General features: G+C 56.1%; 20 protein-coding genes and 2 pseudogenes. 20 read left to right on the forward strand and 2 right to left on the reverse strand.

Going from position 1 to position 26,995, the window contains the following annotated elements; all coding sequences use genetic code 11:
• The first annotated feature begins 55 nt into the window (after positions 1-55).
• The 20 genes from tagH to E5E96_RS16720 all read left to right on the forward strand — a co-directional run bounded on the left by tagH (position 56) and on the right by E5E96_RS16720 (position 25,204).
• Positions 56-1,306 (forward strand): type VI secretion system-associated FHA domain protein TagH, encoded by a 1,251-nt coding sequence (gene tagH / locus E5E96_RS16630; protein WP_171282632.1) that lies wholly within the window; start codon positions 56-58, stop codon positions 1,304-1,306.
• A complete protein-coding gene (tssJ, locus tag E5E96_RS16635; protein WP_171282633.1) occupies positions 1,306-1,821 on the forward strand; it encodes a type VI secretion system lipoprotein TssJ in 516 nt (171 codons plus the stop codon). Before tagH ends, tssJ begins: the two co-directional genes overlap by 1 nt.
• 2 nt (positions 1,822-1,823) lie before the next feature.
• Positions 1,824-3,158 carry a type VI secretion system baseplate subunit TssK gene (gene tssK, locus E5E96_RS16640; protein ID WP_029301183.1) on the forward strand — a complete coding sequence of 445 codons (1,335 nt, stop codon included), beginning with the start codon at positions 1,824-1,826 and terminating at the stop codon, positions 3,156-3,158.
• A gap of 22 nt (positions 3,159-3,180) precedes the next feature.
• Positions 3,181-3,960, forward strand: coding sequence for a type IVB secretion system protein IcmH/DotU (gene icmH / locus E5E96_RS16645; protein ID WP_010634228.1), 780 nt, complete (start codon positions 3,181-3,183; stop codon positions 3,958-3,960).
• A gap of 19 nt (positions 3,961-3,979) precedes the next feature.
• Positions 3,980-6,622, forward strand: a complete 2,643-nt coding sequence (gene tssH / locus E5E96_RS16650; RefSeq protein ID WP_171282634.1) for a type VI secretion system ATPase TssH — start codon at positions 3,980-3,982, stop codon at positions 6,620-6,622.
• Positions 6,623-6,624: 2 nt separating this feature from the next.
• Positions 6,625-8,163 (forward strand): sigma-54-dependent transcriptional regulator VasH, encoded by a 1,539-nt coding sequence (gene vasH / locus E5E96_RS16655; protein ID WP_171282635.1) that lies wholly within the window; start codon positions 6,625-6,627, stop codon positions 8,161-8,163.
• Positions 8,163-8,768, forward strand: a complete 606-nt coding sequence (vasI, locus tag E5E96_RS16660) for a type VI secretion system-associated protein VasI (RefSeq protein ID WP_171282636.1) — start codon at positions 8,163-8,165, stop codon at positions 8,766-8,768. Before vasH ends, vasI begins: the two co-directional genes overlap by 1 nt.
• A gap of 8 nt (positions 8,769-8,776) precedes the next feature.
• Entirely contained in the window at positions 8,777-10,222 is a 1,446-nt protein-coding gene (gene tssA, locus E5E96_RS16665; RefSeq protein ID WP_171282637.1) for a type VI secretion system protein TssA, read from the forward strand.
• 41 nt (positions 10,223-10,263) lie between these two features.
• Positions 10,264-13,749 (forward strand): type VI secretion system membrane subunit TssM, encoded by a 3,486-nt coding sequence (tssM, locus tag E5E96_RS16670; RefSeq protein ID WP_171282638.1) that lies wholly within the window; start codon positions 10,264-10,266, stop codon positions 13,747-13,749.
• Positions 13,750-13,795: 46 nt separating this feature from the next.
• Complete coding sequence (locus tag E5E96_RS16675) at positions 13,796-15,226, forward strand: VasL domain-containing protein (protein WP_171282639.1); 1,431 nt, start codon at positions 13,796-13,798, stop codon at positions 15,224-15,226.
• 257 nt (positions 15,227-15,483) lie between these two features.
• Positions 15,484-15,771: a type VI secretion system PAAR protein gene (locus E5E96_RS16680; protein ID WP_017411057.1), complete on the forward strand. Its 288-nt coding sequence runs from the start codon at positions 15,484-15,486 to the stop codon at positions 15,769-15,771.
• 10 nt (positions 15,772-15,781) lie between these two features.
• The gene (gene tssI, locus E5E96_RS16685; RefSeq protein WP_171282640.1) at positions 15,782-18,103 is read left to right on the forward strand and encodes a type VI secretion system tip protein TssI/VgrG; all 2,322 of its coding nucleotides are present in this window, start codon (positions 15,782-15,784) and stop codon (positions 18,101-18,103) included.
• Positions 18,104-18,106: 3 nt separating this feature from the next.
• Entirely contained in the window at positions 18,107-19,795 is a 1,689-nt protein-coding gene (locus E5E96_RS16690; protein ID WP_171282641.1) for a LysM peptidoglycan-binding domain-containing protein, read from the forward strand.
• Positions 19,792-20,325 (forward strand): hypothetical protein, encoded by a 534-nt coding sequence (locus tag E5E96_RS16695; RefSeq protein WP_171282642.1) that lies wholly within the window; start codon positions 19,792-19,794, stop codon positions 20,323-20,325. The genes E5E96_RS16690 and E5E96_RS16695 overlap by 4 nt, the downstream gene beginning before the upstream one ends.
• A gap of 216 nt (positions 20,326-20,541) precedes the next feature.
• The gene (locus E5E96_RS16700) at positions 20,542-21,036 is read left to right on the forward strand and encodes a hypothetical protein (protein WP_171282643.1); all 495 of its coding nucleotides are present in this window, start codon (positions 20,542-20,544) and stop codon (positions 21,034-21,036) included.
• A gap of 687 nt (positions 21,037-21,723) precedes the next feature.
• Positions 21,724-22,257: a hypothetical protein gene (locus E5E96_RS22600; RefSeq protein WP_253264652.1), complete on the forward strand. Its 534-nt coding sequence runs from the start codon at positions 21,724-21,726 to the stop codon at positions 22,255-22,257.
• A 410-nt stretch (positions 22,258-22,667) separates the two neighbouring features.
• Positions 22,668-22,991 carry a hypothetical protein gene (locus tag E5E96_RS22605; protein WP_253264653.1) on the forward strand — a complete coding sequence of 108 codons (324 nt, stop codon included), beginning with the start codon at positions 22,668-22,670 and terminating at the stop codon, positions 22,989-22,991.
• 248 nt (positions 22,992-23,239) lie between these two features.
• Positions 23,240-23,851 carry a hypothetical protein gene (locus tag E5E96_RS16710; protein WP_171282644.1) on the forward strand — a complete coding sequence of 204 codons (612 nt, stop codon included), beginning with the start codon at positions 23,240-23,242 and terminating at the stop codon, positions 23,849-23,851.
• A 371-nt stretch (positions 23,852-24,222) separates the two neighbouring features.
• Complete coding sequence (locus tag E5E96_RS16715) at positions 24,223-24,666, forward strand: hypothetical protein (RefSeq protein WP_164672918.1); 444 nt, start codon at positions 24,223-24,225, stop codon at positions 24,664-24,666.
• A gap of 124 nt (positions 24,667-24,790) precedes the next feature.
• Positions 24,791-25,204, forward strand: coding sequence for a hypothetical protein (locus E5E96_RS16720; RefSeq protein WP_171282645.1), 414 nt, complete (start codon positions 24,791-24,793; stop codon positions 25,202-25,204).
• A gap of 391 nt (positions 25,205-25,595) precedes the next feature.
• On the opposite strand, the pseudogene E5E96_RS16725 reads toward E5E96_RS16720, so the two are convergent.
• Positions 25,596-25,925, reverse strand: a pseudogene (locus E5E96_RS16725) (integrase core domain-containing protein); the annotation flags it as partial.
• A 2-nt stretch (positions 25,926-25,927) separates the two neighbouring features.
• Positions 25,928-26,987 (reverse strand): annotated as a pseudogene (locus E5E96_RS16730) (integrase core domain-containing protein); the annotation flags it as partial.
• Between the last annotated feature and the right edge of the window lie 8 nt (positions 26,988-26,995).

Consider the following 26,995-nt stretch of genomic DNA (forward strand, 5'->3'; position numbering starts at 1 on the left):
TGCAGACATCAGCAGCGCAGAAAATTTAACTACAGGAATCAGTGCAGGAGTAACTGTGGACGATTTTAACCAGCAACTTTCCCTGGTGGTGCTCAACAGCGAACAGCTCGACGGCAGCCAGCAGGTGCAGTACCGCTTCGACGAGATGGGGGGGACCTTGGGGGCCTCCGAACAGGATGACTGGCAACTGCGCGACAGGCTGGGGGCGGTCATGCCCGCCCACGCCCGCATCGAGCTCAACGACGGTCGCTTCTGCCTGTGCGATCTGAGCGGCCAGACCTATATCAACGGGGCCACTTCGCCCATCGGGCGGGCCCGAAAGGTGCATCTGGAGCAGGGGGACGAGCTCGTGGTCGGCCCGTTCCGGCTGCGCGCCTATCTGGGGGCCATCACCCCCGAGCAGAGCCTGCAACAGGTGCTGGGGAACCGCCCCACCGAGCAGCTCGACGAGTGGCTGACCAGCGATGAACCGGTCGTGCCCGCAGACGATCCGTGCACCCTGGCGGCCGATCCCTTGCTGGCATTGCAGCAGGAGCGCAGGGCGCCCAATCCGTTGATGGATGGCCCGCTGGCGGACGGTCGCCTGCAGGCTTCACTGCGTTCACAACCGGATGTGGACGTCCCCCCTCTTGCCCCTTTTTCTGCTGTCGAGAACACCATGAACCAAGAATTTCTGGATATGCCCGCCATCGAGAACCATCCCGATTATCAGCTGTCGCTGGACGGCGTCGATCACGTGGCCCTGACCCCGCTGATGCGCGGCCTGGGTCAACCTTTGCAACTGCAGGACACCCAGCAGGCCCACGACATGCTCGAAGAGATGGGCAAGACGGTGCGGGCCATGGTGGAGGGGCTGCTGCAGCTGCAAAACGAGCAGGCGGCGCTGGCGGACAAGCACCTGCGTCCCATCGAGGACAACCCGCTGCGTCTGGGCCTTGATTATGACGAGACCCTGGCGGTGCTGTTTGCCGAGCAGAAGAGCCCGGTCCACCTGAGCGCACCGGCGGCGGTGGCCGAGAGCCTGCACAATGTGCGGATCCACCACGTGGCGAACCAGCAGGCCATCGGTGCGGCGCTCGACAGCATCTTGCAGGCGTTTTCGCCGCAGGCCCTGCTGGGGCGCTTCGAGCAATACCGTCGCAGCGGTGCACCGGGCACGGCCGACGAAGGCTGGGCCTGGGACATGTATCAGCACTACTACCGGGAGCTCACCTCCGCCCGTCAGCAGGGGTTCGACAAGCTGTTCCACCAGGTGTATGCCCAGGCCTATGACCAGGCCGTGCGTCAGCAACAGGGACTGATTTGATGATACGTGCGCTGATGCTGGGCGCCGCGCTGCTGGCCCTGGCAGGTTGTACCACCATGGGCAAGATGGCCGACGTGGCCATGAACCCGGATATCCAGGTGGGCAGCAATGACAGTCAACCGACGACCCTGGGGCTGAGCCTGCTGGCGGAGCCTGACGTCAACCCCAACGAGAGCGGGGAGGCGGCGCCCATCGAGTTTCAGGTGGTGCTGCTGGCGGAGGATTCCAAGCTGCTCGCCACCGACTACGACCAGGTGACCGAGGACGTGGAGAAGGCCCTTGGCAAGAACTACCTGGATCATCAGGACTACACCCTGCTGCCGGGCCAGTTCAAATACCTGCCCCCCATCAAGCTCGACGAGAAGACCCGCTACATCGGGGTGATCGCACGCTACGCCGACCCCGACAGCGCCGAGTGGCGCAAGGTCATCAAGATCAAGAGCAAGGGAACGGCTTATCAAATTCTGGTGCACCTGCGCCTGGATGAAGTGGAACTGCAAAAAGAAGAAGAATAACCATGTCGAGTCGAAATCGGGTTATCTGGCGTGAGGGGTTGTTCATCAAGCCCCAGCACTTCCAGCAACAACAAAGACATTCGGATTACGCGCTGCACGCTCGCCTGAGCGCGCTGTCCGATTATTTCTATGGCTTGCAGTCGCTCGCCATCAACGAGGATTACCTGGGCTTTGGCCGCATCGCCCTGGTGGGGGCCACCGGCATCCTGCCGGACGGTACCGTGTTCAACATCCCCAATGACGATGTACTGCCGACCCCGCTGGAAGTCACCGACGCCTCGGTGGCCAACCAGAAGGTCTATCTGGCGCTGCCGCTCTCGGTGAGCGGTGTCAACGAGGTCAATCAGGGCGGCCAGGTGGCCACCCGGTTGCAGGCCCATCGCCACGACGTGCGCGATCTGCACAGCGAAGGGGGGGACGTGGTCTCCCTCGAAGTGGGGAGGGTCAGCCTGCGGCTGATGCTGGAGCGGGAAGATCGCAGCGCCTACGCCTCTTTGGCCATCGCCCGCATTCTGGACAAGCGTCCGGACGGTGGTCTGGTGCTGGATCCCAACTTCATGCCCTGCAGCATCAGCGTCTCCGCCATCCCGACCCTCAAGCGTTTCCTCGGCGAGTCGGCCGGGTTGGTCGCCGAGCGGGCTCGCAGCCTCTCCCAGCGCATCGCCGCGCCGGGTCAGCAGGGGGTGGCCGATGTGGCCGAGTTCATGATGCTGCAACTGCTCAACCGGGCCCAGCCCCAGCTCTCCCATCTGGCGCGCCTTGGCACCCTGCACCCCGAGCGGCTGCACGAGGCGCTGGTGCAGCTGTGCGGCGAGCTGATGACCTTTACCGACGAGTCCCGCCTGCCACCCGAGTTCCCCGCCTATCGCCACGACGATCAGCAGGTGAGCTTCGAGCCGGTGATGCTGGCCCTGCGCCAGGCGCTCAGCACCGTGCTGTCGCCGCGCGCCGTCTCCATCCAGCTGCGCAAGCACCAGTACGGCATCATGGTGGCCATGGTCAACGAGAGCGAGCTGATGACCAGCGCCGACTTCGTGCTGGCGGTGCGTGCCCGCATGCCGCAGGAGCAGCTGCGCAAACAGCTGCTGCAGCAGACCAAGGTGGCCTCCAGCGACAAGATCCGCGAGCTCATCAGCCTGCAACTGCCCGGCATTCCGCTGCTGCCGCTGCCGGTGGCGCCGCGCCAGCTGCCCTATCACGCCGGTTACAGCTACTTCCAGCTCGACCGGCAGAGCCCGGCCTGGCAGATGCTGGCGGTGGGCAACACCCTTGCCTTCCACATCGCCGGCGACTTCCCCGAGCTCGACATGCAGCTCTGGGCCATTCGCAGCCAGTGATCGCACCAAGGAATAAGCAGAGATGACCACGGACATTATCAAGAACGAGCAACTCAGCGACCTGCTGTTCGATCATGCCGAGCAGCTGGACATGGATTCGGATTACTGGTTCCGCCTGCGCGGCCAGAGCATCAACCCGATGATAGATGCGGTGACCCCCTTGCTGGGGCTGGTGCAGCGGGTACGCCTGCTGTCGCGCTACGACCGGGTGCCCGAGCTCTACCAGCGGGTGGTGACCGAGATCCAGGCCATCGAACAGGAGCTGATGGCCCAGGGCTACGAGAACGGGGTGGTGCTGTCGTTTCGCTACATCCTCTGCACCTTCATCGACGAGGCCGTGATGGGCCGTGACTGGGGCAGTCAGAGCGAATGGTCCGAGCACTCCCTGCTGACCCGCTTTCACAACGAGACCTGGGGCGGCGAGAAGGTGTTCGTGCTGCTGGCCCGCCTGCAGGAAGACCCGGTGCGTTATCGCGACATTCTGGAGTTCATCTACCTCTGTCTGTGCCTCGGTTTCGAGGGGCGTTACAAGGTGATGAGCAAGGGACAAGGCGAGTTCGAGCGCATCGTGCGCCAGCTGCACAAGCAGTTGGCCCCCGAGGCCGGCGGCGAGGCGCCCAGCGTGTTTCACCTCGATCTGGGGCAGCAGGCCTCCCGCTATCAGCTGCGCAAGCAGGTCTCCCTGCGCAGCCTGTTCATGGGTGGCGCGCTGATCCTGGCTCTGATCTTTGGCCTCTATCACCACCAACTCAATAACCAGACCCAGGACGTGCTGCGTCAACTGGGCGAATTATTAAAATAAATACTAAGGAGAGCACGCCTTGATTCGTATAGAGCTACCGGTACTGGTGGAAAGACTCAACCCCATCTGCCGTCACATGCTGGAAGAGGCTGCGGCCCTCTGCGTCAATCACCAGGGAGCCGAGATCCGCATCGAGCATTTGCTGCTCAAGATGCTGGAAACCCCGCTGAGCGACGTGCGCCAGATCCTGAAGGTGGCCGAAGTGGAGGTGGAAGAGCTCAAGACCCTGCTGCAACCGTCCGCTGCCGACAGCAGCTATGGCCAGGGTTACCCCTCCTTCTCGCCCATGCTGGTGGAGTGGCTGCAAGACAGCTGGCTGCTCGCCTCCGCCGAGCTGCAACATGCCCAGCTGCGCAGCGGCGTCATGCTGCTGGTGCTGCTGATGACCCCCCAGCGCTACCTGCCGGGCTCGGTGACTCGCCTGCTTGCCAAGGTCAATCGCGAGCTGCTGCGTCAGCAGTTTGACGAGTGGGTCAAGGAGTCCGCCGAGACGCAGGTCACCACAACCTCCGGTGGCAAGACGGCCCAGGCAGCCCTGCCGGCCGATGCCAGCTTGCTGGCCCGCTTTACCGTCAACGTGACCGAACAGGCCCGCCAGGGCAGCCTGGATCCCGTGCTCTGCCGGGATCACGAGATCGACCTGATGATCGACATCCTCTCCCGTCGTCGCAAGAACAACCCCATCGTGGTGGGTGAGGCCGGGGTCGGCAAGAGCGCCCTCATCGAGGGGCTGGCCCTGCGCATGGTGGCGGGTCAGGTGCCCGAGAAGCTGCGCGGGGTCGAACTGATGACGCTGGATCTGGGTGCCATGCAGGCCGGCGCCTCGGTCAAGGGGGAGTTCGAGAAGCGCTTCAAGGGGGTGATGCAGGAGGTCAAGGACGCCGTGCAGCCGGTCATCCTGTTCATCGACGAGGCGCACACCCTGATAGGGGCCGGCAACCAGGCCGGCGGGCTGGATGTTTCCAACCTCATCAAGCCGGCGCTGGCCCGGGGTGAGCTGCGTACCATCGCCGCCACCACCTGGGGTGAGTACAAGAAATACGTGGAAAAAGACGCGGCCCTGTCGCGCCGCTTCCAGCTGGTGAAAGTCGGTGAACCCGATGCCGACGAGGCCACCGTGATCCTGCGCGGCCTGCGCAGCATCTACGAGAAGGCCCACGGGGTGCTGATCGACGAGGAGGCGTTGCAAGCCGCTGCCCAGCTCTCCGCCCGTTACATCTCCGGCCGCCAGCTGCCGGACAAGGCTATCGACGTGCTTGATACCGCCTGTGCTCGGGTGGCCATCAACCTCACCACGCCGCCGCGCGCGGTCAGCCACCTGCAAAACGCGCTGCGCCAGCGCGAGCTGGAGATCCGCCAGCTGGAGCGCCAGAGCCTGATTGGTCTTGGTGACAACGCAGAACGCCTGGCCGAGTTGCAGGGGGCCCAGCAGGCTTGCTGTGAAGAACTGACCGAGCAGGAGGCACGGTGGCAGCAACAGCAGGGGCTGGTGCACCAGATTGTCGAGTTGCGCGCCGCCCTGCTGGCCGATCAGCAGGATGAGCTGCTGGCCAGAGAGGCGTTGGATCTCGCCGATGCGCCGCTCGATCCGCAAGCCGCTGCCGAGCAGCTGGCCACCCTCGAGCGCGAGCTGGCCGAGCTGCAGCAAGGAGAAGTGCTGGTCTCCGCCCACGTCGACAAGACCCAGATTGCCGCCGTCATTGCCGAGTGGACCGGGGTGCCCCTCAATCGCATCTCCCAGGGGGAGCTGGACGTGGTGACCCGTCTGCCGGAGTACCTCGGCGAGCTTATCAAGGGGCAGGATGTGGCGGTGGCCCACCTGCACAAGCATCTGCTCACCGCACGCGCCGACCTGCGTCGTCCCGGCCGCCCGCTCGGCGCCTTCCTGCTGGTGGGGCCGAGCGGGGTCGGCAAGACCGAAACCGTGTTGCAGATTGCCGAGCTGATGTTCGGTGGTCGCCAGTATCTGACCACCATCAACATGTCCGAGTATCAGGAGAAGCACACCGTCTCCCGCCTGATCGGCTCGCCGCCCGGCTACGTCGGCTTCGGTGAGGGGGGCGTGCTGACCGAGGCCATTCGGCAGAAGCCTTACTCCGTGGTGCTGCTGGACGAGGTGGAGAAGGCCCATCCGGACGTGCTCAACCTCTTCTATCAGGCGTTCGACAAGGGCGAGCTGGCGGACGGGGAAGGGCGCATCATCGACTGCAAGAACGTGGTTTTCTTCCTCACCTCCAACCTCGGTTTCCAGACCATCGTCGATCATGCCGAGCAGCCCGATGTGCTGCTGGATGCCCTCTATCCGGAGCTCGCCGCCTTCTTCAAGCCGGCGCTGCTGGCGCGCATGGAGGTGATCCCCTATCTGCCGCTCGGTCACGATACCCTGGTGCAGATTGTGGGCGGCAAGCTCAACCGGCTGGTCAAGCTGCTCAAGGAGCGCTTCGGCGCCGAGGTGGTGCTGGACGACGAGGTGGCCGAGGAGATCCTGCTGCGGGCCAATCGCAGCGAGAACGGTGCCCGCATGCTCGAATCCGTCATCGACGGTGCCTTACTGCCGCCGGTCTCCCTGCAACTGCTGCAACGCCTCTCGGCCGGTGAACCCATCAAGCGCGTCCACTTTTCCGTGGCCGATCACCAGTTTGTGGCCGAGGTGGGGGCTTGAGTATGGAGCAAGCCCTCGCATTTGCCCTGGCCCTCACCGCCCAGCGCGATGAGCCGCACCTGTGCCACTGGTGGAGCTCGACCGTCCATGCCAGCTTCCAGCCCAGGGGGCTGCTGCTCGGCATGCTGGATGTGAGCGGCCGTCAGCTGGAGTGCCAAGGCTGGGTCAGGGGGAAGGAAGTGGCGCTGGGGCTGGCGGTGGACGATTTTTCCCACCCGCTTGCCTATGTGCTGCACAAGGCCCAGTCCCGTACCTGGGATTCCCTCTATGGCGGTGCCCGCATCGAGCACGCCGGTTTTCGCGCACTGCTGGCCAACCTTGGTCAGCAGTGCGGGCTGCACGCGTATCCGCTGCTGGACGGCAACGGCAAGCCGTTTGCCGTGCTGGCCCTGATGGATGAAGGGGAGGTGCTGCGGGCCTGGGCCGACGGCCCCGAGCTGGCCCAGCTCTCCCAGGTCTTTTGCAACCAGCTCACCCTCATTCGCGATCTCGGTCGCAGTCGGCGGGATCAGGGGGTACTGCGTGACTCCCTGCGTCAGATGAAGGGGGAGGGGGAGCGATTGCGCCAGCACGAGAAACTGCTCGGCGATCAGCTGGTCGGTCAGTCTGCGGTGATCCGCGGGCTGCGCGAGCAGATCAACCAGGCCGGCCAGCACAAGCTGACCGTGCTCATTCAGGGGGAGACCGGCAGCGGCAAGGAGGTGGTGGCACGGCTGGTACACCAGTGCTCCGATCGCGCCAACAAGCCGTTTGTCGCCATCAACTGCGCCGCCATCCCGGAGAACCTCATCGAGAGCGAGCTGTTCGGTTACCAGAAGGGGGCCTTCTCCGGCGCCCTTGCCAACAAGACCGGGCTGGTGGCCCAGGCCAACGGTGGCACCCTGTTTCTGGACGAGGTGGGGGACATGCCGGCTGCCATGCAGGCCAAGCTGCTGCGGGTGCTGGAAACCCGCAGTTACCGGCCGCTCGGGGCCGAGCAGGAGTCTCACTCCGATTTTCGCCTCATCGCCGCTACCCATCAGCCGCTCACCCGCCATGTGGAGGAGGGGCAGTTTCGGGCCGACCTCTACCACCGCCTCTGCCAGTGCCTGCTGCTGATCGCCCCCTTGCGCGAGCACATGGATGATGTGCCGCTGCTGTGCCAGCACTTCATGGCCCAGTTTGCCGCCCAGGATGGCAAGACCCTGGTGGGGCTGCAGCGCAAGTTCTTGAAACAGCTGCAGACCTATGACTTCCCCGGCAACGTGCGCGAGCTGCGCAACCTGCTGGAGGTGGCCTGCGCCCATACCCGTCACGGGGAGGAGGTGGGGCTGGAGGCGCTGCCGCCGGAGCTGCGCGAGCGGGTCTGCGTCGAGTTGCCCGGCACCATGGACGACTACAACCACATCCGCGATCTGCGCCGGGCCATGCAGCAGTATGAGGCTTCCGTCATCGAGGCGCGGCTGCGCCACTTCCAGGGCAATCGGATGCTGGTGGCCGAGAGCCTCAACATTCCCAAGCGCACCCTGGATCACAAGTGCCAGAAACTGGAGGTGAACTGATGAGCATCCTCGGCTTGTTGCCGCTGCTGCTGGCCACCAGTGCGGCCGAGGTCCCGCTGGACATGGCGCGCTGGCAGGCCTGCCGGCAGGAACCCTCGCCGCTGGTGCGGCTCGCCTGCTACGACGCCATCGGCAGTGGCGCGGCCAGTGCCGCCGAGGGGGCCGCCCCCAAGTCGGCGGCCTGGCAGGCCATCTGGGCCCAGGAGCAGGCCCGCACGCCAGAGAGCGCGCCTTTCTTACTGCAGAGCGACGCTGGCAGTGGCAGTGAAACCCTGACCCGCCCGGCACTGCGCGGGGCGACCCTGGCCATCGGCTGTGTCGACAGCATCACCCATATCCGGTTGCGGCTGGACAGCCCCTGGAGCGGCGAGAAAGTGCAGGTCGAGCTGGATGGTCAACCGAGTGCCGGCTCCCAGAGCTGGTTTATCCGGGATCAGGGGCTGTTGCTGGAATATGGCCGCGGTCTGCCCGCCATCGAGGAGCTCAAGCGCTGGCAGGGCCATCGCGAGCTGCAGGTGCGGGCCGACAACGGCGCCCTCTTGCGGGTCGACTTGAGCGGCCTGAAAGAGGCGCTGGCACCGCTGCGTCAGCAGTGCCGCTGGTAGGAGGGGCGATGAGCTATCAACACCCCTGGTGTGCACGCCTGCTCACCAGCCTGCCGGATGAACAGATCAGAGGTGCCGTGCTGGCCGACGAGCCGCGCTGGGACTATGTGGAAACCGAGCTGGTCAAGCTGGGATCCCTCGCTCACAGCCAGGTCGATCTCAATGCGGTGGCCGAGGCCTGCCTCGGCTTGCTGGAGAGCCGCACCAAGGACATGCGGGTGCTGGCCCAGCTGCTGCGCTGTCTGCAGCACCCGGCCAAGGCGACCCCGCTGGGGGCGGCGATCAGTCTGCTGGAGGCCTGGATCCAGGCTTACTGGCTGCTGGCCTGGCCCGGCAATGCCAGCCAGAAGCAGCGACTGATGGTGCAGATCGTCAAGCGCTTCGAAGGGGCCCTGCCGCGTATTTGCGAGAGCGCCTCGGCAGCCGAGCTGGCCCAGTTGCTGGCCCAGGCTGAGCAGCTGGAGCGGGTCTGGCTGGCGCAGTGTCCCGACAAGGGGGAGCTGATCGACCCGTTGGTGATGGGGCTGAAACGGGCCCAGCGCCAGCAGGTGGCACAGGCGCAGGCTGATGCTGCTGGGCAGCCGCAAAGCAGCGGCGCGGCGGCAGCGGGCTCCCCGGCCTCGGTGGCGTCGACCGCCAGCGGTGCCGGCGCCATGGTGCTCAGCGGCGGTGGCGGCAGTGCCGCCGTCGACGTCGACAGTTCCAACGATCGCGCCTGGCGCCAGACCCAGCTCAAGGTGGCTGAGCTCCTGATCGAGCGTCAGCCCGATGCCGCGGTGGGCTATCGGCTGCGCCGTCACGCTGTCTGGGCCGGGATCACGGCGGTCCCCATGAGCGGGGCGGGCAATAAAACCCCGCTGGCGCCCATGTCGGCGGACATGGTGGACGAGTACCGCGCCGCCATGAACGCCCCCGATCAGGGGCTCTGGCAGCGCATCGAGCAGAGCCTGACCCTGGCGCCTTACTGGTTCGAGGGACACAGGCTCTCGGCCGAGGTGGCCCAGAAGCTCGGCTTTGGGGCGGTGGCCCAGGCGATCGCCGAGGAGCTCGGGACTTTTCTGCAGCGCCTGCCGGCCCTGCGGGAGCTCGCTTTTAGCGACGGCTCGCCGTTTCTCTCCCCCGAGTGCAGCCGCTGGCTGCAACCGGCCAAGGGTGGCGGTGCGGGCAGTGGCGAAGCTGGGCTGGCCGAGGAGGTCGCCCAGCGCCACGGCGAGCAGGGGGTCGCGGCGGCGCTCGCCCTGCTCGATGAGCGGATTGCGCAGTTGAAAGAGCCAAGAGATCGCTTCCACGCCTTGCTGGTGCAGGCGGAGCTGTTGGCGCAGGAAGGCATGGAGGCGCTTGCGCGCCAGCACTATCAAAACTTGTGGCAAGAGGCCAGTCGCCTCGGGTTGTCGCACTGGGAGCCCGGGCTGGTCAACCGCCTGGAGAGCCTGGCGGCGCCGTTGTCGAAATGAATGCCGAAATGAGTCATTGAGTCGGAGTTGGATCACATTTTATGTTCAAAACCATTTTTACTTTTCTGCGGCAACAGCTGCCGAAATTGAAACCCTCCTGGCCCCTGCTCGGTGCTGTGCTCTGGGGGCTGGCTCTCATTCTGGTGTGGTGGCTGGGCCCTCGTCTCGAGGTGCGCGGCGCCAAGCCGTTCGAGCCGCTGTGGGGGCGGGTGGTGTTCACCCTGCTCTGGCTCTGGTTGCTGCTGGGAGTGGTCTCCTGGCGGGTGTGGCGCAAGATGCAGCAGCTCAAGGCCGAGCGTCAGCATGAGGTGGTGCTGGAGCAGGACCCGGTCAAGGGGCTCATCGACAGGCAGGCGCTGTTCCTCGATCGCTGGCTGCAGGCGTTGAATACCCATCTGGGCAAGGGGGCGCTCTACGCCATGCCCTGGTATCTGGTACTGGGCCTGCCCGGCAGCGGCAAGAGCAGCCTCATTCACCGCGCCAACCCGGCCAACAAGCTCAACCCGAGACTCGATACCGAGCTGCGCGACGTGGCGCAGGATCAGCTGGTGGATTGCTGGCTGGGAGAACAGGCGGTGATGCTGGATCCCGCCGGGGTGCTGCTCTCCCAGAGCGAAGCCGAACTGGATCCGCAGGCCCGCAAGCATGAGCGGCTCTGGCTGCACCTGCTCGGCTGGCTCAATGAACACCGCCGTCGCCAGCCCCTCAACGGCCTGGTGCTGACCGTGGATCTGGCCTGGCTGTCCCACGCCAGCGTGGCCGAACGCAAGGCCTATGCCCAGCTGATGCGCTCGCGCCTGCAGGAGGTGTCGGCCACCATGAATACCCGGTTGCCGCTCTATGTCGTCTTCACCAAGCTCGATCTGCTGCGCGGCTTTGACGTGATCTACCAGCAGCTCGACAAGGAGGCCCGCGAGGCCGTGCTGGGGGTGACCTTCAAGCCTAGCGCCGATTGGCAGCAGGATCTGGCCCTGTTCTGGGATCAGTGGGTGGACAACCTCAACCAGAATCTGCCCGAGCTGATGCTGAGCCGGCTCGATGCCGCCCAGCGCAACGCGCTGTTCTCGTTCGTGCGCCAGCTGGCGGGCCTCAAGGATTACGTGACTAGCCTGTTGGTCGAGACCCTGGCTATCGAGGAGAGCAAGCCGCTCTTGGTGCGCGGGGTTTATGTCAGCTCCGTCTATCAGCAAGGGGTGCCGTTCGATGCGTTTGCCCAGGCGGCCTCCCGTCGCTACAACTTGCCAGAGCCCATCCACTCGGCCCTGCGTGGGGAGTCCAACACCTACTTCGTGCGCCAGCTGTTCTCCTCCATCATCTTCCCGGAGGCCCATCTGGCCGGCGAAAACCGGCTGCATACCCTCTATCGCCGGCGCCGCATGGCCATCGGCCTCAGCTGTCTGTCGCTCTTCTCGGCCGCCCTCATCGGTGGCTGGCACTACTTCTACCGGGTCAACGAGGAGGCGGGCCGCAACGTATTGACCAAGGCTCAGGCCTTCATGGAGACCAACGAGGTGGCCGACGCCCACGCCTTCGGCGTGAGTCAGCTGCCGCGTCTGAACCTCATTCGCGAGGCGACCCTCTCCTTTGGCAACTACCGCGAGCGGATGCCGTTGGTGGCCGACCTCGGCCTCTACCAGGGGGACGAGATCGGTCCTTATGTGGAAGGCTCCTACCTGCAACTGCTGAGCCTGCGCTTCCTGCCGGCCCAGATGCAGGGATTGCTGGCGGATCTCAACCAGGCGCCTGCCGGCAGCGAGGAGAAGCTCGCCATCCTGCGGGTGATGCGGATGCTGGATGATGCGTCCGGTCGCAACAAGGAGCTGGTGGCGCAGTACATGGCGAGCCGCTGGCAGAAGGCCTTCCCGGGGCAGGGCGCGGTACAGGAGCAGCTGATGGGGCATCTGGACTATGCCCTCGATCACACCAACTGGTATGGCGCCAGGGCCGAGCGGGATCAGGCCGCCATCACCGCCTTCGTGCCGTTCAAGGAGCCGGTCTACGGTGCCCAGCGCGAGCTCGGCAAGCTGCCCATGTATCAGCGGGTCTACCAGAATCTGGTGGTGAAGGCGGGCGATGTATTGCCGCCGGATCTCAACGTGCGTGACGAGGTGGGCCCCACCTTCGACACCGTGTTTGCCCTGCGCAGCGACAACGCCGGCCAGGTGCCGCGGCTGCTCACCTGGCCCGGTTTCAACGACTTCTTCCTCAAGCAAGACAAGGCGCTCATCGATCTCACCGCGATGGATGCCTGGGTGCTGGGCCAGCGCAAGCTGAGTCAGCTGAGCGAGGCGGATCGCAAGGAGATCACCCGTCAGGTCAACGACCGCTACGTCACCGATTACGTCAACCAGTGGCAAAAACTGCTGGCCAATCTGGACGTGCAGACCCTGGAGAGCCCGGAGCAGGCGCTCGACGTGCTCGCCGCCATCACCGGCAACGATCAGCCGTTCCAGCGGGTACTGGCCTCGCTGGATGACAACACCCGCATTCGCAAGATCTCCGACGTGGAAGGGGACCCGGCCCAGGCCATCAGCGCCCGCATCGGTCGCCCCTTTATGGCCACTAATGGAGTATTGGCTGGACGTGGCGAGCAGGGACCGCTCATCTCCGAGGTCAACCAGAAGCTGGTGGAGCTGCAGCACTACCTGGAGCTCATCGTCAACGCCACCGAGCCGGGCCAGTCCGCCTTGAAAGCGGTGCAGCTGCGCATGACCAACAAGTACGCCGATCCGGTGTTCGCCCTGCAGCAATATGCCCGCAGCCTGCCGGCCCCGCTCGATCGCTGGGTGGGTCAGCTCTCCGAGCAGAGCTCGCGGCTGGTGATCGACCTTGCCATGTCCTCCCTCAACCAGGAGTGGCAGGACAAGGTACTGGCCCCCTTCAACAGCCAGCTGGCCGGTCGTTATCCGTTTGATCCGAGCTCGAACAAGGACGTGCCCCTCTCGGAGATGGAGCGCTTCTTCGCACCCAACGGGACGCTGGACAGCTTCTATCAGGTCAACCTCAAACCCATGGTGGAGAGCGGCCTGATGGAAGGGGAGTTCAGCTCGCCCATCCAGGCCGAGCTGGTCAAGCAGCTGGACCGTGCGGCCCGCATCCGTCAGATCTTCTTCAGTCAGCAGGGCAACCTGGAGGTGCAGTTCGCCCTCGAGCCAATCGAGCTCACCGCCAACAAGCGGCGCAGTGTGCTGAACCTGGATGGCCAGCTGCTGGAATACGCCCACGGCCGTCGTACCAAGATCCCGCTGGTGTGGCCCAACACCATGCGCGACGGGGCCGAGAGCAAGATAACCCTGGTGCCGGCTGCCCGCGAGCGCTCACCACGCAGCGAAGGCTTCGTCGGCCCCTGGGCCATGTTCCGTCTGATGGACAAGGGGGAGCTGACCCAGGTCAATGACGCCACCTTCGATGTGCGCTTCCCGGTTGATCAGGGGGCCATGACCTATCGCGTCTACACCGACAGCGCGCAAAACCCCTTCACCGGCGGCCTGTTCAGCCAGTTCAGACTGCCCGAATCCCTCTATTGATCGCGTCGGGGGCACGTTGTGCCCCCTTCCTGCGTTGGAAGTTCATATGTCACAGAATCAACAAGGTCAGCAGGCCCTGAAAGTGGGGCGCGACCCCAGAATGTTGCCTGAGTACGAGGCGCTGCGGGCCGAGATCAACAAGCTCAGCCACGCTTCGCGCCCCGAAGTGGACTGGCAGCGGATCCATCAGCTCGCCAGCCTTATCTTCGAAAAACACGGGGTGGATCTGCAGACCGCCATCTACTTCACCCTGGCCCGCTCGCGCCTGCAGGGGCTGAGCGGTTTTACCGAAGGGTGCGAGTTTCTCGCCAACCTCATCGTCACCCAGTGGGAGAGCTTCTGGCCGCCGGTCCATCAGGAGCGAGCCCGCATCGAGATGCTCGACTGGTTCATCGCCCGCATCAGCGACGTCATTCGCCAGTACCAGATCAGCCACGAGGACAAGCGGCTGATCTATCGCTGCGAGCGGGCGCTGCAGCTCATCAGCGAGAAGCTGCACAATGCGGGTCTGAGCCGCATTCCCCGGGTCGAGAATCTGGTGCACTTCATCGAGGGGTATACCCACCTCTTTGACGAGACTGAGATCGTCATCGTTTCTGACGAGCCGGGCCTCAAGGAGGATCTGCAGATCCCGCCCATGGTGTTCTTCAAGTCAGACCTGGAAAGTGATCACGGCGGCACGGTCTCGGCATCGACCCCGCACCTGCCCCAGGGCAGCATTCTGGTGGGGCGCGAGAAGGGGCAGGTCAAGCCTACAGTACTCAAGATAGAGCAGCACCGCCGGCAGCGTCCGGCCTGGTTCTGGTTTGGTTGCGGCCTGCTCAGCTGCGCTCTGCCGGTGATGGGCTGGCTCGGCTGGCAGCAACATCAGCAGGAGAAAACCGTGGCGGCCCAGCGTCTGGTGCAGCCGGCCGCCGAGCTGCCCCGAGCTCTCAGCTATGACGACATTCGCCAAGCCCGCATCGTGCTGGGGGAGCAGACCCTACAGAACATGGAGAGCGATCTGGTGGCTCGCTACCAGAACCAGTTGACCCGGCTTGAGCAGACGTCGCCGCTCTACTGGTATCGCTACGGCGAGGGGCTGCGCAACTCGCTCTTGATGCTCTATCCCGACTCGTTGGCGGTCAAGGCGCTGGACAAGCAGTGGCAGACGCAGCTTGGCGGCCAGCAGGGGGATGTCATCAGCGTGCCCACCTACCTGGATGCCCGCGCCGGGGTGGATGCCCTGCTCGATCAGCTGCTGGAGCTGGAGCGCCAGCGCAAGACGGTGACCATCTCCTACCTCAAATCCCAGCTCTACGAAGTGCAGAAGAACCTGATGCAGAACATCCCTTTCAGTCTGCGCCTCGGTGAACTGGAGGCGAGAAAAGCCTCCCAGGAGCCCATCACGGCTGCCGAGCTCAAAAGCCTGGAAAATGATCTGAAAGCGCTCAATATCCGCCTCTATCAGCTGCAGCAGGGCGCTTCTGGTAGCTGAAAGTACTGCCTTGAGCAAGAAGTTGCGCAAGCTGTGGTGAGTTTGACTGGCAAGGCAAGGTTTGCTGGGAAACTTGCCCTGTCTTGCGCAATGGATTGCAGCAGATTTGTCAGGCTCAACGAGATTGAATCGTAATTAGCTGATTTTTAATGTGATTGTGGGCGACTTTGCCATGGCATGGAGGCTGCTGGGTCGCCGTTCCAACTGTCTCTGCACCAGGTTGCGCTTGCACCATGGTTGCCCCACGGAGAATCCAGATGTGTCCTTCTATTGCATTGCTCGGTGACATCGGCACCGACCACGATGGTTTCCACCCATCCCCCGTGATTGCCGCCAGCCCGGATGTGTTCCTCGATGGCAAACCGGTGGCCCGCCAGGGCGATCCGCTGGCCCCTCATGACAAACCCAACAACCCACCCCATCCGCGCAGCATCTCGGGCGGCGTCGGCTCTGTGCTGGTGAACGGCAAGCCCATCGCCGTGACCGGCACTGCCGTCGGCTGCGGCGGCGTGGTGATTGGCTCAGGCAGCGGACAGGCAGGTTAAGGAGCGCTTCATGGCAGACAGCACAGGATTACAATTTACCGTCAAGGTGGGGGCCCTGCCCGAGAACACCTTCGTGGTGGCCGAGTTTGCGCTGGAGGAAGCGCTCAACCGGCCGTTCAACTTGCGCCTGGAGCTGGCGAGTGCTCAGCCCGACATCGACTTTGGCGCCGTGCTGGACCAGCCGTGCGAGCTGCTGGTGTGGTACAACGGCGAGCTGCAGCGCCGGGTGTGCGGGGTGGTTAGTGACTTCGCTCAAGGGGACAGCGGCTTTCGCCGCACCCGCTATCAGCTCATGGTGCAGCCGGCGCTGTGGCGGCTCTCTTTGCGCCAGAATTCCCGCATCTTCCAGGCGCAAAAGCCCGATGAAATCCTCTCCATCCTGTTGCAAGAGCACGGTATCACCGACTATGCGTTTGCCCTGAAAAACGAGCACGCCAAGCGGGAGTACTGCGTTCAGTACCGGGAAACCGACCTCGATTTCGTGAACCGCCTCGCCGCCGAAGAGGGGATGTTCTATTTCCACGAGTTTGAAGCGGGCAAACACCGCATCGTGTTTGCTGACGACGCAGCCGCCCTGACCGCCGGCCCCCAGCTCTTCTTCAATCTCGGCAACCGCTCGCTGGAACAAGGTCCCTATGTCCGGCAGTTCCACTACCGGGAGGTGGTGCGCCCAAGCGATGTGGAGCTCAAAGACTACAGCTTCAAGACCCCGGCTTATGGCCTCTCCCACAAAAAGCAGGGTGCAGAGCTAGAGCACCAGCGCGATACCTACCAGCACTTCGACTATCCGGGCCGCTACAAGCAGGACCCGAGCGGCAAGGCGTTTGCCCAACATCGGCTGGATGCGCTGCGCAATGACGCAGTGGCGGGCCAAGCTAAGTCCAACTGCGCCGCCTTGCTGCCAGGGCAGAGCTTCTCGCTGACTGAACATCCCAACGGCAGCCTCAACACCGACTGGCAAATTGTGCATATCCAGCACACCGGCTTGCAGCCACAGGCGTTGGAAGAGGAGGGGGGCAGCGGCCCCACCGTCTATCACAACGAATTCGGGGTGGTGAAAGCCAGCACCATCTGGCGAGTGCGCATTGGCAGCCCAGAAGCTCCTCACAAGCCCATGGTGGATGGCCCGCAAATCGCCATGGTGGTGGGCCCCGACGGTGAGGAGATTTACTGCGACGAACATGGCCGGGTGAAGCTGCAATTCCCGTGGGACAGATATGGCAGCTCCAACGACCAGAGCTCCTGCTGGGTGAGAGTCTCCCAAGGGTGGGCCGGCGGCCAATACGGCATGATGGCCATCCCGCGCATCGGCCACGAGGTCATCGTGAGCTTTCTGGAAGGGGACCCCGACCAGCCCATCGTCACCGGTCGCACCTATCACGCCACCAACCGGCCGCCATACGAGCTGCCGGCCAACAAGACCCGCACCGTGCTGCGCACCGAAACCCATCAGGGGGAGGGCTTCAACGAGCTGCGCTTTGAGGACCAGGCGGGGCAGGAAGAGATTTATATCCACGGCCAGAAAGACCTGAACGTGCTTATCGAAAATGATGCCGCCTGGCACATCAAGCACGACCAGCATACCGATATCGACAATGAACGGGTGACCCGCATCAAGGCCAATGACCACCTGACGGTGGAGGGTGAGAAGCGCGACCAGATAAAAGCCGACTACTCGCTGACGGTGGATGCCAGCCTGCATCAGAAGTTGGGGCAGTCCCTGCTGGTGGAAGCCGGTCAGGAAGTACATATCAAGGTGGGCGACAAGCTGGTGCTGGAGGCGGGTTCTGAAATAACCCTCAAGGGAGGCGGCAGCTTTGTCAAAGTGGATCCTAGCGGCATCAAGCTGGTGGGCCCCGCCATCAAACTCAATGCTGGCGGCAGCGCAGGTTCAGGCTCTGGCTGGGCAGGAAAAAAACCGATTGATCCTAAAATGCTACAGTCGGTATCAGTCCCTAGAGAGACTGTATTTCAAAAAAGTGCCTTACGTTTTGCAGCAGAGCATGCGAATTTTTTTATGAGCGAACAGTTTATGGGGGCGCAATATGTCATTAAGGATGCCCAAGAAAATATAGTTTCATCTGGTCGTATCAGTGAGGATGGCAAACTCCCCTCATATATACATGACGGCTCCCCGCAAGAAATGACTCTCTATCTTGGAGAATTAACATGGACAAGCCAAGAGTTGCCATGGGAGGACGTTATCGAAGAGAATGAAACAGATGATGATGAGTGGAGTGAACTTGATGAACATTATCTGGCAATGCTGGATGAGGATAGTGGTAGTTTACTGACTGCTTGGGGTCATGATGAAATTTTTAAAGAGGTTTGAGCGATGAATCAATGGATTGCTTGCCTGTATGATGGAAAAACAAAAACGGCTCAATATCAGGGGCCTAAAGGTGCGTGCCTGCTAAGGAAGGGGGGGACTTTGCCTTGGCGAACGAATAATCCTGGTAATCTCAGGCCCAGAATGGTTAATGGAAAGCCACAACCTAAAAAAGTTAAGAGCCATATTGGATTTGCAAAGACAGAGAGTAATGGTTTTTTTCTTATTTTTCCTAGTTATGAAGTAGGGTTTGCAGAGTTAAAGAAAAATTTGCTTCGTATGCATGGTGATAAAACTGTAGAAAATGGAATCAGAGCGTATGCTCCATATCATGAGAACAATACGTCGAAGTATATCTCTGATCTAGAAAAAATATCAGGTGTTTCTCGTTCAAAAGTCATAAATAGATTAAGCACTTCCGAGCTCGATGATGTTGCCCATGCTATAGAGGTTATTGAGGGTTATCATAATGAAAAGGATACTCGTAAGGAAGTAACTACAAAACTTAGTAATGTTGTTGTGAGTGATGGATCCAGACCTATTTCAGGTCAAGTTGTAGTCTTGAAAAGTGGTGATGTTCAGAAAGAATTGATTACAGATGAACGTGGTTTGGTACCTCCTATACCTCATATTGTATTTACGTGTACAATAAACGTATGTGTTCCTAATCCTATTGATGGCTCTATGAAAGAAATTGCCGTTATTGACCCTAGTGGTCCGGCAAAAAATGTTTTAGCTGTTTTTGATGGTATTATTGCAAAAGCAAAAACTATGCCTTTAGATCCACCAGTAGGGCAACCATTACCTGAACGTAAAAAATTTCAGTACACAATAAAGTCAGGGGATACCCTATGGCATCTTGCCAAGAAATACAAAACAAATGTTGATGCCATAGTTAAAGCTAACAATATAAAGGACCCTGCTAGAGTCTACCCAGGGACCAAGATATGGATATTGCCAAAAGCTAATAATAGCACTGAACTAATTACTGCTCCGTCTACAACACCAAAAAAAATACAATCTCAACCAACTGTATCTACAAGTACTGGTGCTGGAAAAAAGCCTAACAAAGCAGTAGCAACTGTGGCTGTTGAAACTACGAGGGATAGCAAAGGCAAGCCCTTGGCTACGATACCATTGATGGAGGAAGAGGCACCTTGGATGACGGTTGCTTTGTCTGAAGCAAAAAAATGGGCAAAAAATTTAGAAGACGAGATTGATACTAATTATCATAAGGAAACAGGAACGCAATTTCCTAACTTAGCTGGTGATAATCAGCCATGGTGTGCGTCATTTGTTAATTATTGTTTAAAGAAATCAACGCCAGCATTTTCAATGAGTAAAGCACCAGCATCATCACAAAGTTTTAGATGGGATAAAAGTTTTTATAAAATAAAAGAAAAGATTTATGGTGCTATCGTTGTTTTTGTTAAGCCAAACGGAAAGGGGCACGTAGCGTTTGTGTATAATGAAAACACTCATATCGGTGGTAATCAATCTGACATGATTTGCTTTAATGATACTAAATCAAGTAAAAATCTTCGTTTAGTCGGATATTATGTGCCAAGTGCATATAAGGAATATGCACTGAGAGTAATTGCTGAGGGTAATAAGTTAGACACACAAACAGCTGATTATTTAAATGCCGAGTTTGGAATCCACCTTAAGAAGAAAAAAGGGAGTGCGATACTGTGATGAAGAAATGTTTATTTGTTTTAATTCTGTTGTCAAATGTGGTTCTCTCAAAAGAGAATGCATTAAGGCTTGAGGATGTTTTTGGTGTCAACACCCCTATTTGCTATAGTGGATTTGAAGTTGTTGATATAGGTAATAGCCCAGATGGAAAAAAGGAGGGCTATATATCACATAAATATTATTCTCACGTTGTTGAGCGTAGAATCAAAGATATAAAAGAAAATGAAAATATTCTTATTCATTTGTTTAATGGCGTAACACTTTTTGGGTTTCCAGTGGTTAAGGCTGAATATCGCTGGCCTATTGATAGTTCTTTAGATGGGGTTGAATATTTTTTAGCTGAATTTTTTTTAAAAACAAAAATTAATGATTACATACGTTCTCTGAAAGAGAATAAAGTTAGTGTGGTTCGACAAGATATTCAGGATGATGCTGGTGTAGAGGGGGATATTTATATTATAGGCAATGATATGTTTATCCTTAAGGAAAAAAATGGATATCTTAAAATGACATGTGTGGGCCCTGGCTGAGAATCCCAAAATCTGGGACGCCCACCATTTTAGTTCTGAATATATAAAATAATTTGTACAGATAAAACATTATGCATTTTATATTTTTGTTGAATAGTCACCTATAAGGGGCATGATGAGCTATCTGTAATAGATAGTAGACATGTTAATATGTCATGGTTTGATGATGTCAGTAATGTGACAGTTAAAAAGTCAGAATCTGTGGGGTGACTAGATATGTGGAAGTATGTGTCGGTTATTTTGTTGAGCTCAGGGGTTTTTGCAGGAACGCCGGGAGGGGTGAATGTAACATTTTTTTCACTTGATGATATAGCTGGCAAATATAATAATTTATTTATTCCTGTTTTAACTGGAGAGACTGAACTTGTATGCAAGGATAGTCATCCGGATATTGAGTGGGGGGCAGAAAATCGCCCTGTTTCAGGTATAAATGCGGCTGAGCTACTTAAATCAATGAAGGATTTATCCATAAGAAAAAGAATTAGGGTGGCGATGAATAGCTATAGTTATAAGTATATTGATGGAATTGACGTGTTGATTTTCACTAATGTCGATGGTTCCGAAATGAACATATCATTCTATGCTCTTGAAGAAAAGAATGATCGATTGTTAAAGGTGGATTTAAATGACGATGAGCTTAATGGTAAGCTTAATAATGCATTGTGCATGGGGTTGTCTAAAATCCCATTGAGAGTTGATAGCGTTCTTTGAATTGATAGAATTAATTGTAACTCATTTATTAAAGAAAGGGGCAGGTGAGCTTTGGAACGAACTTTATTGAACAAACACTAGGATGATTACAAATTTATTAAAGAAGAACCTAGATGTTCAATAAGCTTTCTATCTGCATTATTATTCTTATATAGGCGTCAGTGTTTGCATCAGAAGCAAGAGTTGACAAAAGCTGGTCTAATAGTTCAGGTGCTCACTCTTTGGTTATAGTGAAAGATAAGCTTAAAGGAAACTCGGGTGAGCATTTATTTGTAAAGCAAACCACTAATGGAAAGCAATACTGGATTCTTAATGATTATGTTTTAAATCGCGATCGTGATATCGAGCTTGATATTTCTATTGAGGTGTGGGTCATAGTCTCCCAATGAAGGCGATATTGTTATTTTTACATGTAAAGTAGGCTGTGTAGGGTGGATAGATCCTATCCCAATAAAATATTTTGCATTTCAACACGGCGTTAAATATGCTCTCGGATGAGAAGAAACTATACAGGCGCCAAATGGAAGTTATGGTGGAGAGGGAGAGTCGATACCTAGACAGAATCTTAAAAAGTACTATTCTTTATAAATACATATGAGATAGATGGAAGAATATATCACTACGTAAATATGATGAATAATAAGTCAGGATGTTCTGGGGTTCCCACCTTTCTGAGCAAGGTGTTGTTTGGCCTGTTATCACCGCAGTCGCTTTTTAAAGATCAGGGATGACAGCTGGGGAGGCAACTCCCCCAGCGAGATTACCTCCCTCTATGCCTTTATCGAGAAGATATACAGTCTTAAGAGCGGCACCTTCTTGATTGGTCGCCACCGTATCTGGCACGGTGGTATCCACCTCAGTGAGAAAGGGGGCTGGCACCCGAGTGGAGTTGTACGCGCCATTGCGTACAGGGGAATCGTGGCCTACCGGCTGGCGACCAAACCTGCCAAGGCGACCCGAAGCCCCGAGGAGGGCAAGCCAGGGCAAGACCTGGAGTTGTATACCTCTCCGTCGTTTTGTCTGGTTCGTCATCACTACGAGACGGGTGAACAGAACAAGAATCGCCTGACCTTTTACAGCCTCTACATGCATATTACGTGTGAGAATACCTATAGCAGCCCAGAGGCGGCGCGAGTGACTGTCAAGGGCTCGGGTGTCTCCACCTATGAATTTGTGGCTAAGGGGGAGCCCCTCAAGCTGACACCGACTGTCGGACAGTAACCCTGTGTGTGCCAAAACAGGGGCTAGGCGAAGCTGCTCCAGCAAACCTCTAGCAACCTGCTTAACCACAGAGATGAGGCCCACAATTACTTTCTGGTGCACTACGTTGATGACCCGGGCAGCCTGTTCCATATTGCTGCAAGCCAATTACAGCAGGAATTTCCACAAAAGCCGAAGTGGGTGACACCATCGGAAGGTAAACCGGCCCGCCATAAGGTCCCGAGTAATACATGGTTACGTAATAAAACTGCTGACACCATAGTGGGTAGCATGGGGCTGCCTGCTGGCAGTGAGGTGGTTGTATCTAGTGAGTCACAGATGGTGACTCTCGGTGGCGGCCTGACCGAGTTTCGTAAAGTGCAGGTATTCAGGCGGGCTGCGGTACCGCCAAAGATAGCGCCAATCGGGTGATGAGCAATGCCAGAAAAGGGGATGTAGGCTGGCTGGCGAAAAGCAAAATGGAGGCAGGGCTGGCCGCCGAACCAAGTATCCCGGTCGAATTCAAAGAAGATGCGCCGGTTGTTAACCGCAGCGCAAATCCGATACCGGTGCAGGCCGGAGAGATCATCGGTCACTGGGGCGAACATGAGCTAGCCACATGGATATCTGAAAGTTTCATTAACAAACGATGGAGTCCAAAAAACACTCTATATAAAATGAGATGGAATCCTGCAGCCCCAGTGACTAGTCAATATGCAACCGACATCAACTGGGCATTAGCCCAAAAAAAATGATATGAAAAGAATTTTTTATTTGTTCCCTGATACGAACACTACCTTTGATATACCAGTATACAAGGACGCCTCATTGTGAGATTCACATCTTTAATTTTTATTATCTTATTTTCAGGTCCTGTGCTTGCTAATTGTAACGAAAGCTGGGAATATGCACCACATATACAAACTGTTAGTAAAAACACCGTTCAGAATAAATCTTACTTATATTCTCGCCATTCGAAAAATATAAGTCGTCAGACCTATTTTTGATTAAAGGTGATAACTTTTACTCTTATCTTAAAAGCAACGATTACATTTTTGGTAATTACATCAGGAAAAATGGCTCTGTTGTAAGTGGTTGGCAAAAAGCTGAGTCATTAGTTGGATCATCATCCAAATCGCATTATTCTCCACCAGAAGTATCGAAATCTGATTTCGTTATTATGTCACCCTATAAAAACATCGAGCTAGGAAGTTCATATGAGCTGTTTTATAAAGCGTGGGGTGAATGTGAGATAAATAAGCAGCCTGATATTGGTATTTCAGGTAATTTTATTACTAAGGGGGATGAAACATATAAATACTTCGATAACTTTTGGACAGGTTTTACAATCAGATCATCAAACATAAACTTTCAACTGACAGGGATGGATTACAACTATTATAGAATAACAACTATAACAATTAACAGTAAGAAATACATGACCAGCAGAGGGATTACAATAGGAGATACTACGGATAATATATTCGCGTCCTATGGTAAGCCATTAAATTTAGACAAAGTACAAGTGATATATAAATTTAAAAACAGCACGCTGTCATTCGATATTAATAATGATGTGGTCGAAAAGATTGTTATGGATGAACAAGCAGAGTGACAGTTTAAAAACCAGCACCTATTCTCTACCCTTTGTACAGAGCTAGTTATCACCCGACTCCGGCCTCAAACCGGTGTCTTTTTTACGCTACTTTAGTACGCACTACCTCCAGTAAAATCTTTGGATATTTTCAGAAATGCGGTCGGGAGCTTGACATCTCTATATTGTAAAGAGATGATATGTCCATCTTTAATGAATAATAAAATAATCTGTTGAATATGATTGTAGTTATGAATTGACAAGTATCCCTCTTAGTCGGCATAGAGAATTGATAGGGGAATATATGAATTCTTGAGTGCGTACAAAATTTGAAGAGTTTTTATGCCAAACAATACCATTTATAAACCATGGTTTTTTAGAGCTATTAAATAATGATAAGTAGATTTTTATTTATATTTTTGGCTGTTTTTTCTTGTGTGGCCAATGCTAAATTTAGTTCGTATGTTGGTTATTGGTCTGTCAATTGTGGTGGGTTTGGTGGCAATATAGTTGTATCTGATAGGGGGGAGGTGAGAGTAAATGTTAATGACAATAATTTATTGATTTCTGCGAAGCTGAGGGCGTTAACGACAAACTCTTCTGATCTGATTTTTGTCGACATGTTGGAGTCACTAAATCATAAGATAAATTGGTCATCTATTTCTTTAGATAAGCCAATTGCTAAATTGACTATAAATGGTGGAGTTCTTGTTATTAAATGGTATGGTTTTTTTGATATGAAAAAGAAAGAATATGTGTGGAGTACACAGCCTGATTTTATTACTGGCACAAAGAGTAATAAAACTACTATTATGAATAAGTGTGTTTTTGATTGAGCGCTGGGGTTTCATAATTTTACATATCTAACCATCGCTTGGCGCCATGTTACACTTGGTTTCCATGAGCTATGTAGTTCCTTAGCATACTGTAATATAAAGCCTGAACGTGATAGGTTTATGTATGAATAATTTTTTTCCAAAAAAAGTAATAAGTTTGGCTATTATTTTATTTTGTCTTTTTTCGGTCAATGCTTATTCTAGTGTATTTAATAAAAAATTAATCCTAAATCAAAAACAAGAGGAGTTAATTGATGGTGGTGTGGCTAGCCAAACATATATATTTAATTTCGACGGTGATAAAGCCTTTCTAAAGATAAAGTCATGGCATTCTATGTATTCCTGTGATGGGAACTATGTTGCTATAAATGAAAATGGCACTATATCGCTTTCATGGAATGTATCAGTCAATGGGAAAGACTATTTGTGTGACTCCCCATCTCCACAGTTTAAAATCAAAATTAAAAACAATAAGTTTTATTTAAATAGTCAGTTATTAAAAGATAAAAATGAATGGTATCTGATGACTGAAAAGTAACTTTAAGTTTATAGCAGTAGTGTTGATAGCGTTTTCAACTGGGTGTAACAATAGAGCGAGTAGCTATAAAATAACACCGGCCTAACGCCGGTGTTATTTTATGGTCATCAATAATTAAATCGGTAGAGTGGTCTGGGAATTTCTGTATGAAGATGATGGCTTGTAGTGAGGATGGATTGAAGTTGGAGCTCAAAAAATGAAACAAAATGAAACCAGCCATGGGGGGAAGGATTGCAACACTTGTACTGTTCTAGTTATTACCTGATGAAGAAGTCAAATCGGAGCCTTGTTTACACAACTTCAGTGCTAGTTTCTTTCGGTATCAATTTCAGAATCTTCTTGAATATGCTGTAAGGGAGGCTGTCTTTCCATCATTCTGCCACTACACTAAGTGTGGCCTGTGGTTGTTGTCGTGTTCTAGGTAGCGGTCCAGACCTATCTGCATCTGCCCCACTTACTTATACCAGATGAGCCTCCCCTTGATACGGAAGTGTTCATCCAGCAAGGTGCGATGTAGCCGCTCGATAAAGCCGTTGCTCTGCGGTTTGCGCACTTTGGTGGTTCGATGCTCAATTCCCTCCAGTTATAGGAACAGCTCGTAGGGATGATGGTCATGGCGTCCGTAGAACTCACGCTCGTTGTCCGACAGGATGGTATAGACCCGTACCTCGTGGGTTTTAAAGAATGGTTGCACCGTTTCGTTGAGTACATGGACTGTAGTGGTCAACTAAATCCGGACACATAGCGAAGCCGATTCTCGGCCTCTGCTGGCGGTATCCCGCGTGGTCGCCGCCAGTTGAAGTAATCCATCAGGTAGTGGCTGATATCCCGCTTCGCTTCCCGCAGGCTCATGTACCCCGTGGTCGGAAGCCATTCCGGTTTGAGGCTCCTGAACAGCCGTTCCATTGGCGCATTATCCCAGCAGTTACCACGCCGAGTCATACTCTGGGTCATACGATAGAGCCATAGCCGAAATACCCGTTCACTGCCAAGTCAGCATCAGGTCTATCAGACATTGACCAGCCCACGACCCGCCGGATATGAAGGTCCAGCACCGCCGCCAAATAATGCCAACGGCCCACACGTAAGTAATATCGCCACACCACACCACACCACACCACACCACACCACACCACACCACACCACACCACACCACACCACACCACACCACACCACACCACACCTGATTGAGCTGCGGAACGACAAATTCACGAGCCAGCAGATTCGGGATATCCGGTCGCTCAGCCCGGGCGACTTTGTAGGCATGATCGCCGGGTTGCCTGGACGTCCGCCCCGCGACCTTCATTAGGCGACAAACGTTGAACCGGCCCACCTGATGCCTCGGCTCCCGCATCATCAACATCAAGGCCTGGCTGACAGCTGAACCCCGACTCTCGTTGAACAAGCGCCGCAGCACGCTTTTTTGCTGCACCTATTCACGGTCAATGGTGCGGGTACGAGCCAGGTAGTCGTAGAAACAGGAAGTTGGAATACCGAACGTGCAACAGACCAGCGTGGTTGGGGGGATCCCTTAATGGGTCTATCAGCGCGCACGTTCGAGCTCGTCCACCATCAAGAGAGCAGTAGCCTTTTTTAAAATGGCCTTTTCACGTTCAAGTCGGTTGATGCGGGCTTCCAGTTCCTAGATTTTCTGCTGTTCCGGGGTCTGTGTTTTACTGATAGGAGTTGTGTCAGTTCGTTCGGATTGAAGTTGCTGAACCCATCGACGAAGCATGGTTTCGCCGACATCCAGAGAACGGCTGGCTTCACAGATAGAACACCCCTAGGCTG

Origin of the sequence: Aeromonas sp. 1805 (genome assembly GCF_013085525.1) — a bacterium.
Taxonomy (GTDB): Bacteria; Pseudomonadota; Gammaproteobacteria; order Enterobacterales; family Aeromonadaceae; genus Aeromonas; species Aeromonas hydrophila.

Bases quoted from the DNA above. Each gene is read 5' to 3' on its own strand.
- E5E96_RS16700 (WP_171282643.1), top strand. From the start codon at position 20,542: ATGTGGAAGTATGTGTCGGTTATTTTGTTGAGCTCAGGGGTTTTTGCA.
- E5E96_RS16720 (WP_171282645.1), top strand. From the start codon at position 24,791: ATGAATAATTTTTTTCCAAAAAAAGTAATAAGTTTGGCTATTATTTTA.
- tssJ (WP_171282633.1), top strand. From the start codon at position 1,306: ATGATACGTGCGCTGATGCTGGGCGCCGCGCTGCTGGCCCTGGCAGGT.
- vasI (WP_171282636.1), top strand. From the start codon at position 8,163: ATGAGCATCCTCGGCTTGTTGCCGCTGCTGCTGGCCACCAGTGCGGCC.
- tssK (WP_029301183.1), top strand. From the start codon at position 1,824: ATGTCGAGTCGAAATCGGGTTATCTGGCGTGAGGGGTTGTTCATCAAG.
- E5E96_RS16715 (WP_164672918.1), top strand. From the start codon at position 24,223: ATGATAAGTAGATTTTTATTTATATTTTTGGCTGTTTTTTCTTGTGTG.
- E5E96_RS16675 (WP_171282639.1), top strand. From the start codon at position 13,796: ATGTCACAGAATCAACAAGGTCAGCAGGCCCTGAAAGTGGGGCGCGAC.
- E5E96_RS16690 (WP_171282641.1), top strand. From the start codon at position 18,107: ATGAATCAATGGATTGCTTGCCTGTATGATGGAAAAACAAAAACGGCT.
- E5E96_RS16680 (WP_017411057.1), top strand. From the start codon at position 15,484: ATGTGTCCTTCTATTGCATTGCTCGGTGACATCGGCACCGACCACGAT.
- E5E96_RS22605 (WP_253264653.1), top strand. From the start codon at position 22,668: ATGAGCAATGCCAGAAAAGGGGATGTAGGCTGGCTGGCGAAAAGCAAA.
- icmH (WP_010634228.1), top strand. From the start codon at position 3,181: ATGACCACGGACATTATCAAGAACGAGCAACTCAGCGACCTGCTGTTC.
- vasH (WP_171282635.1), top strand. From the start codon at position 6,625: ATGGAGCAAGCCCTCGCATTTGCCCTGGCCCTCACCGCCCAGCGCGAT.
- tssM (WP_171282638.1), top strand. From the start codon at position 10,264: ATGTTCAAAACCATTTTTACTTTTCTGCGGCAACAGCTGCCGAAATTG.
- tssI (WP_171282640.1), top strand. From the start codon at position 15,782: ATGGCAGACAGCACAGGATTACAATTTACCGTCAAGGTGGGGGCCCTG.
- tssA (WP_171282637.1), top strand. From the start codon at position 8,777: ATGAGCTATCAACACCCCTGGTGTGCACGCCTGCTCACCAGCCTGCCG.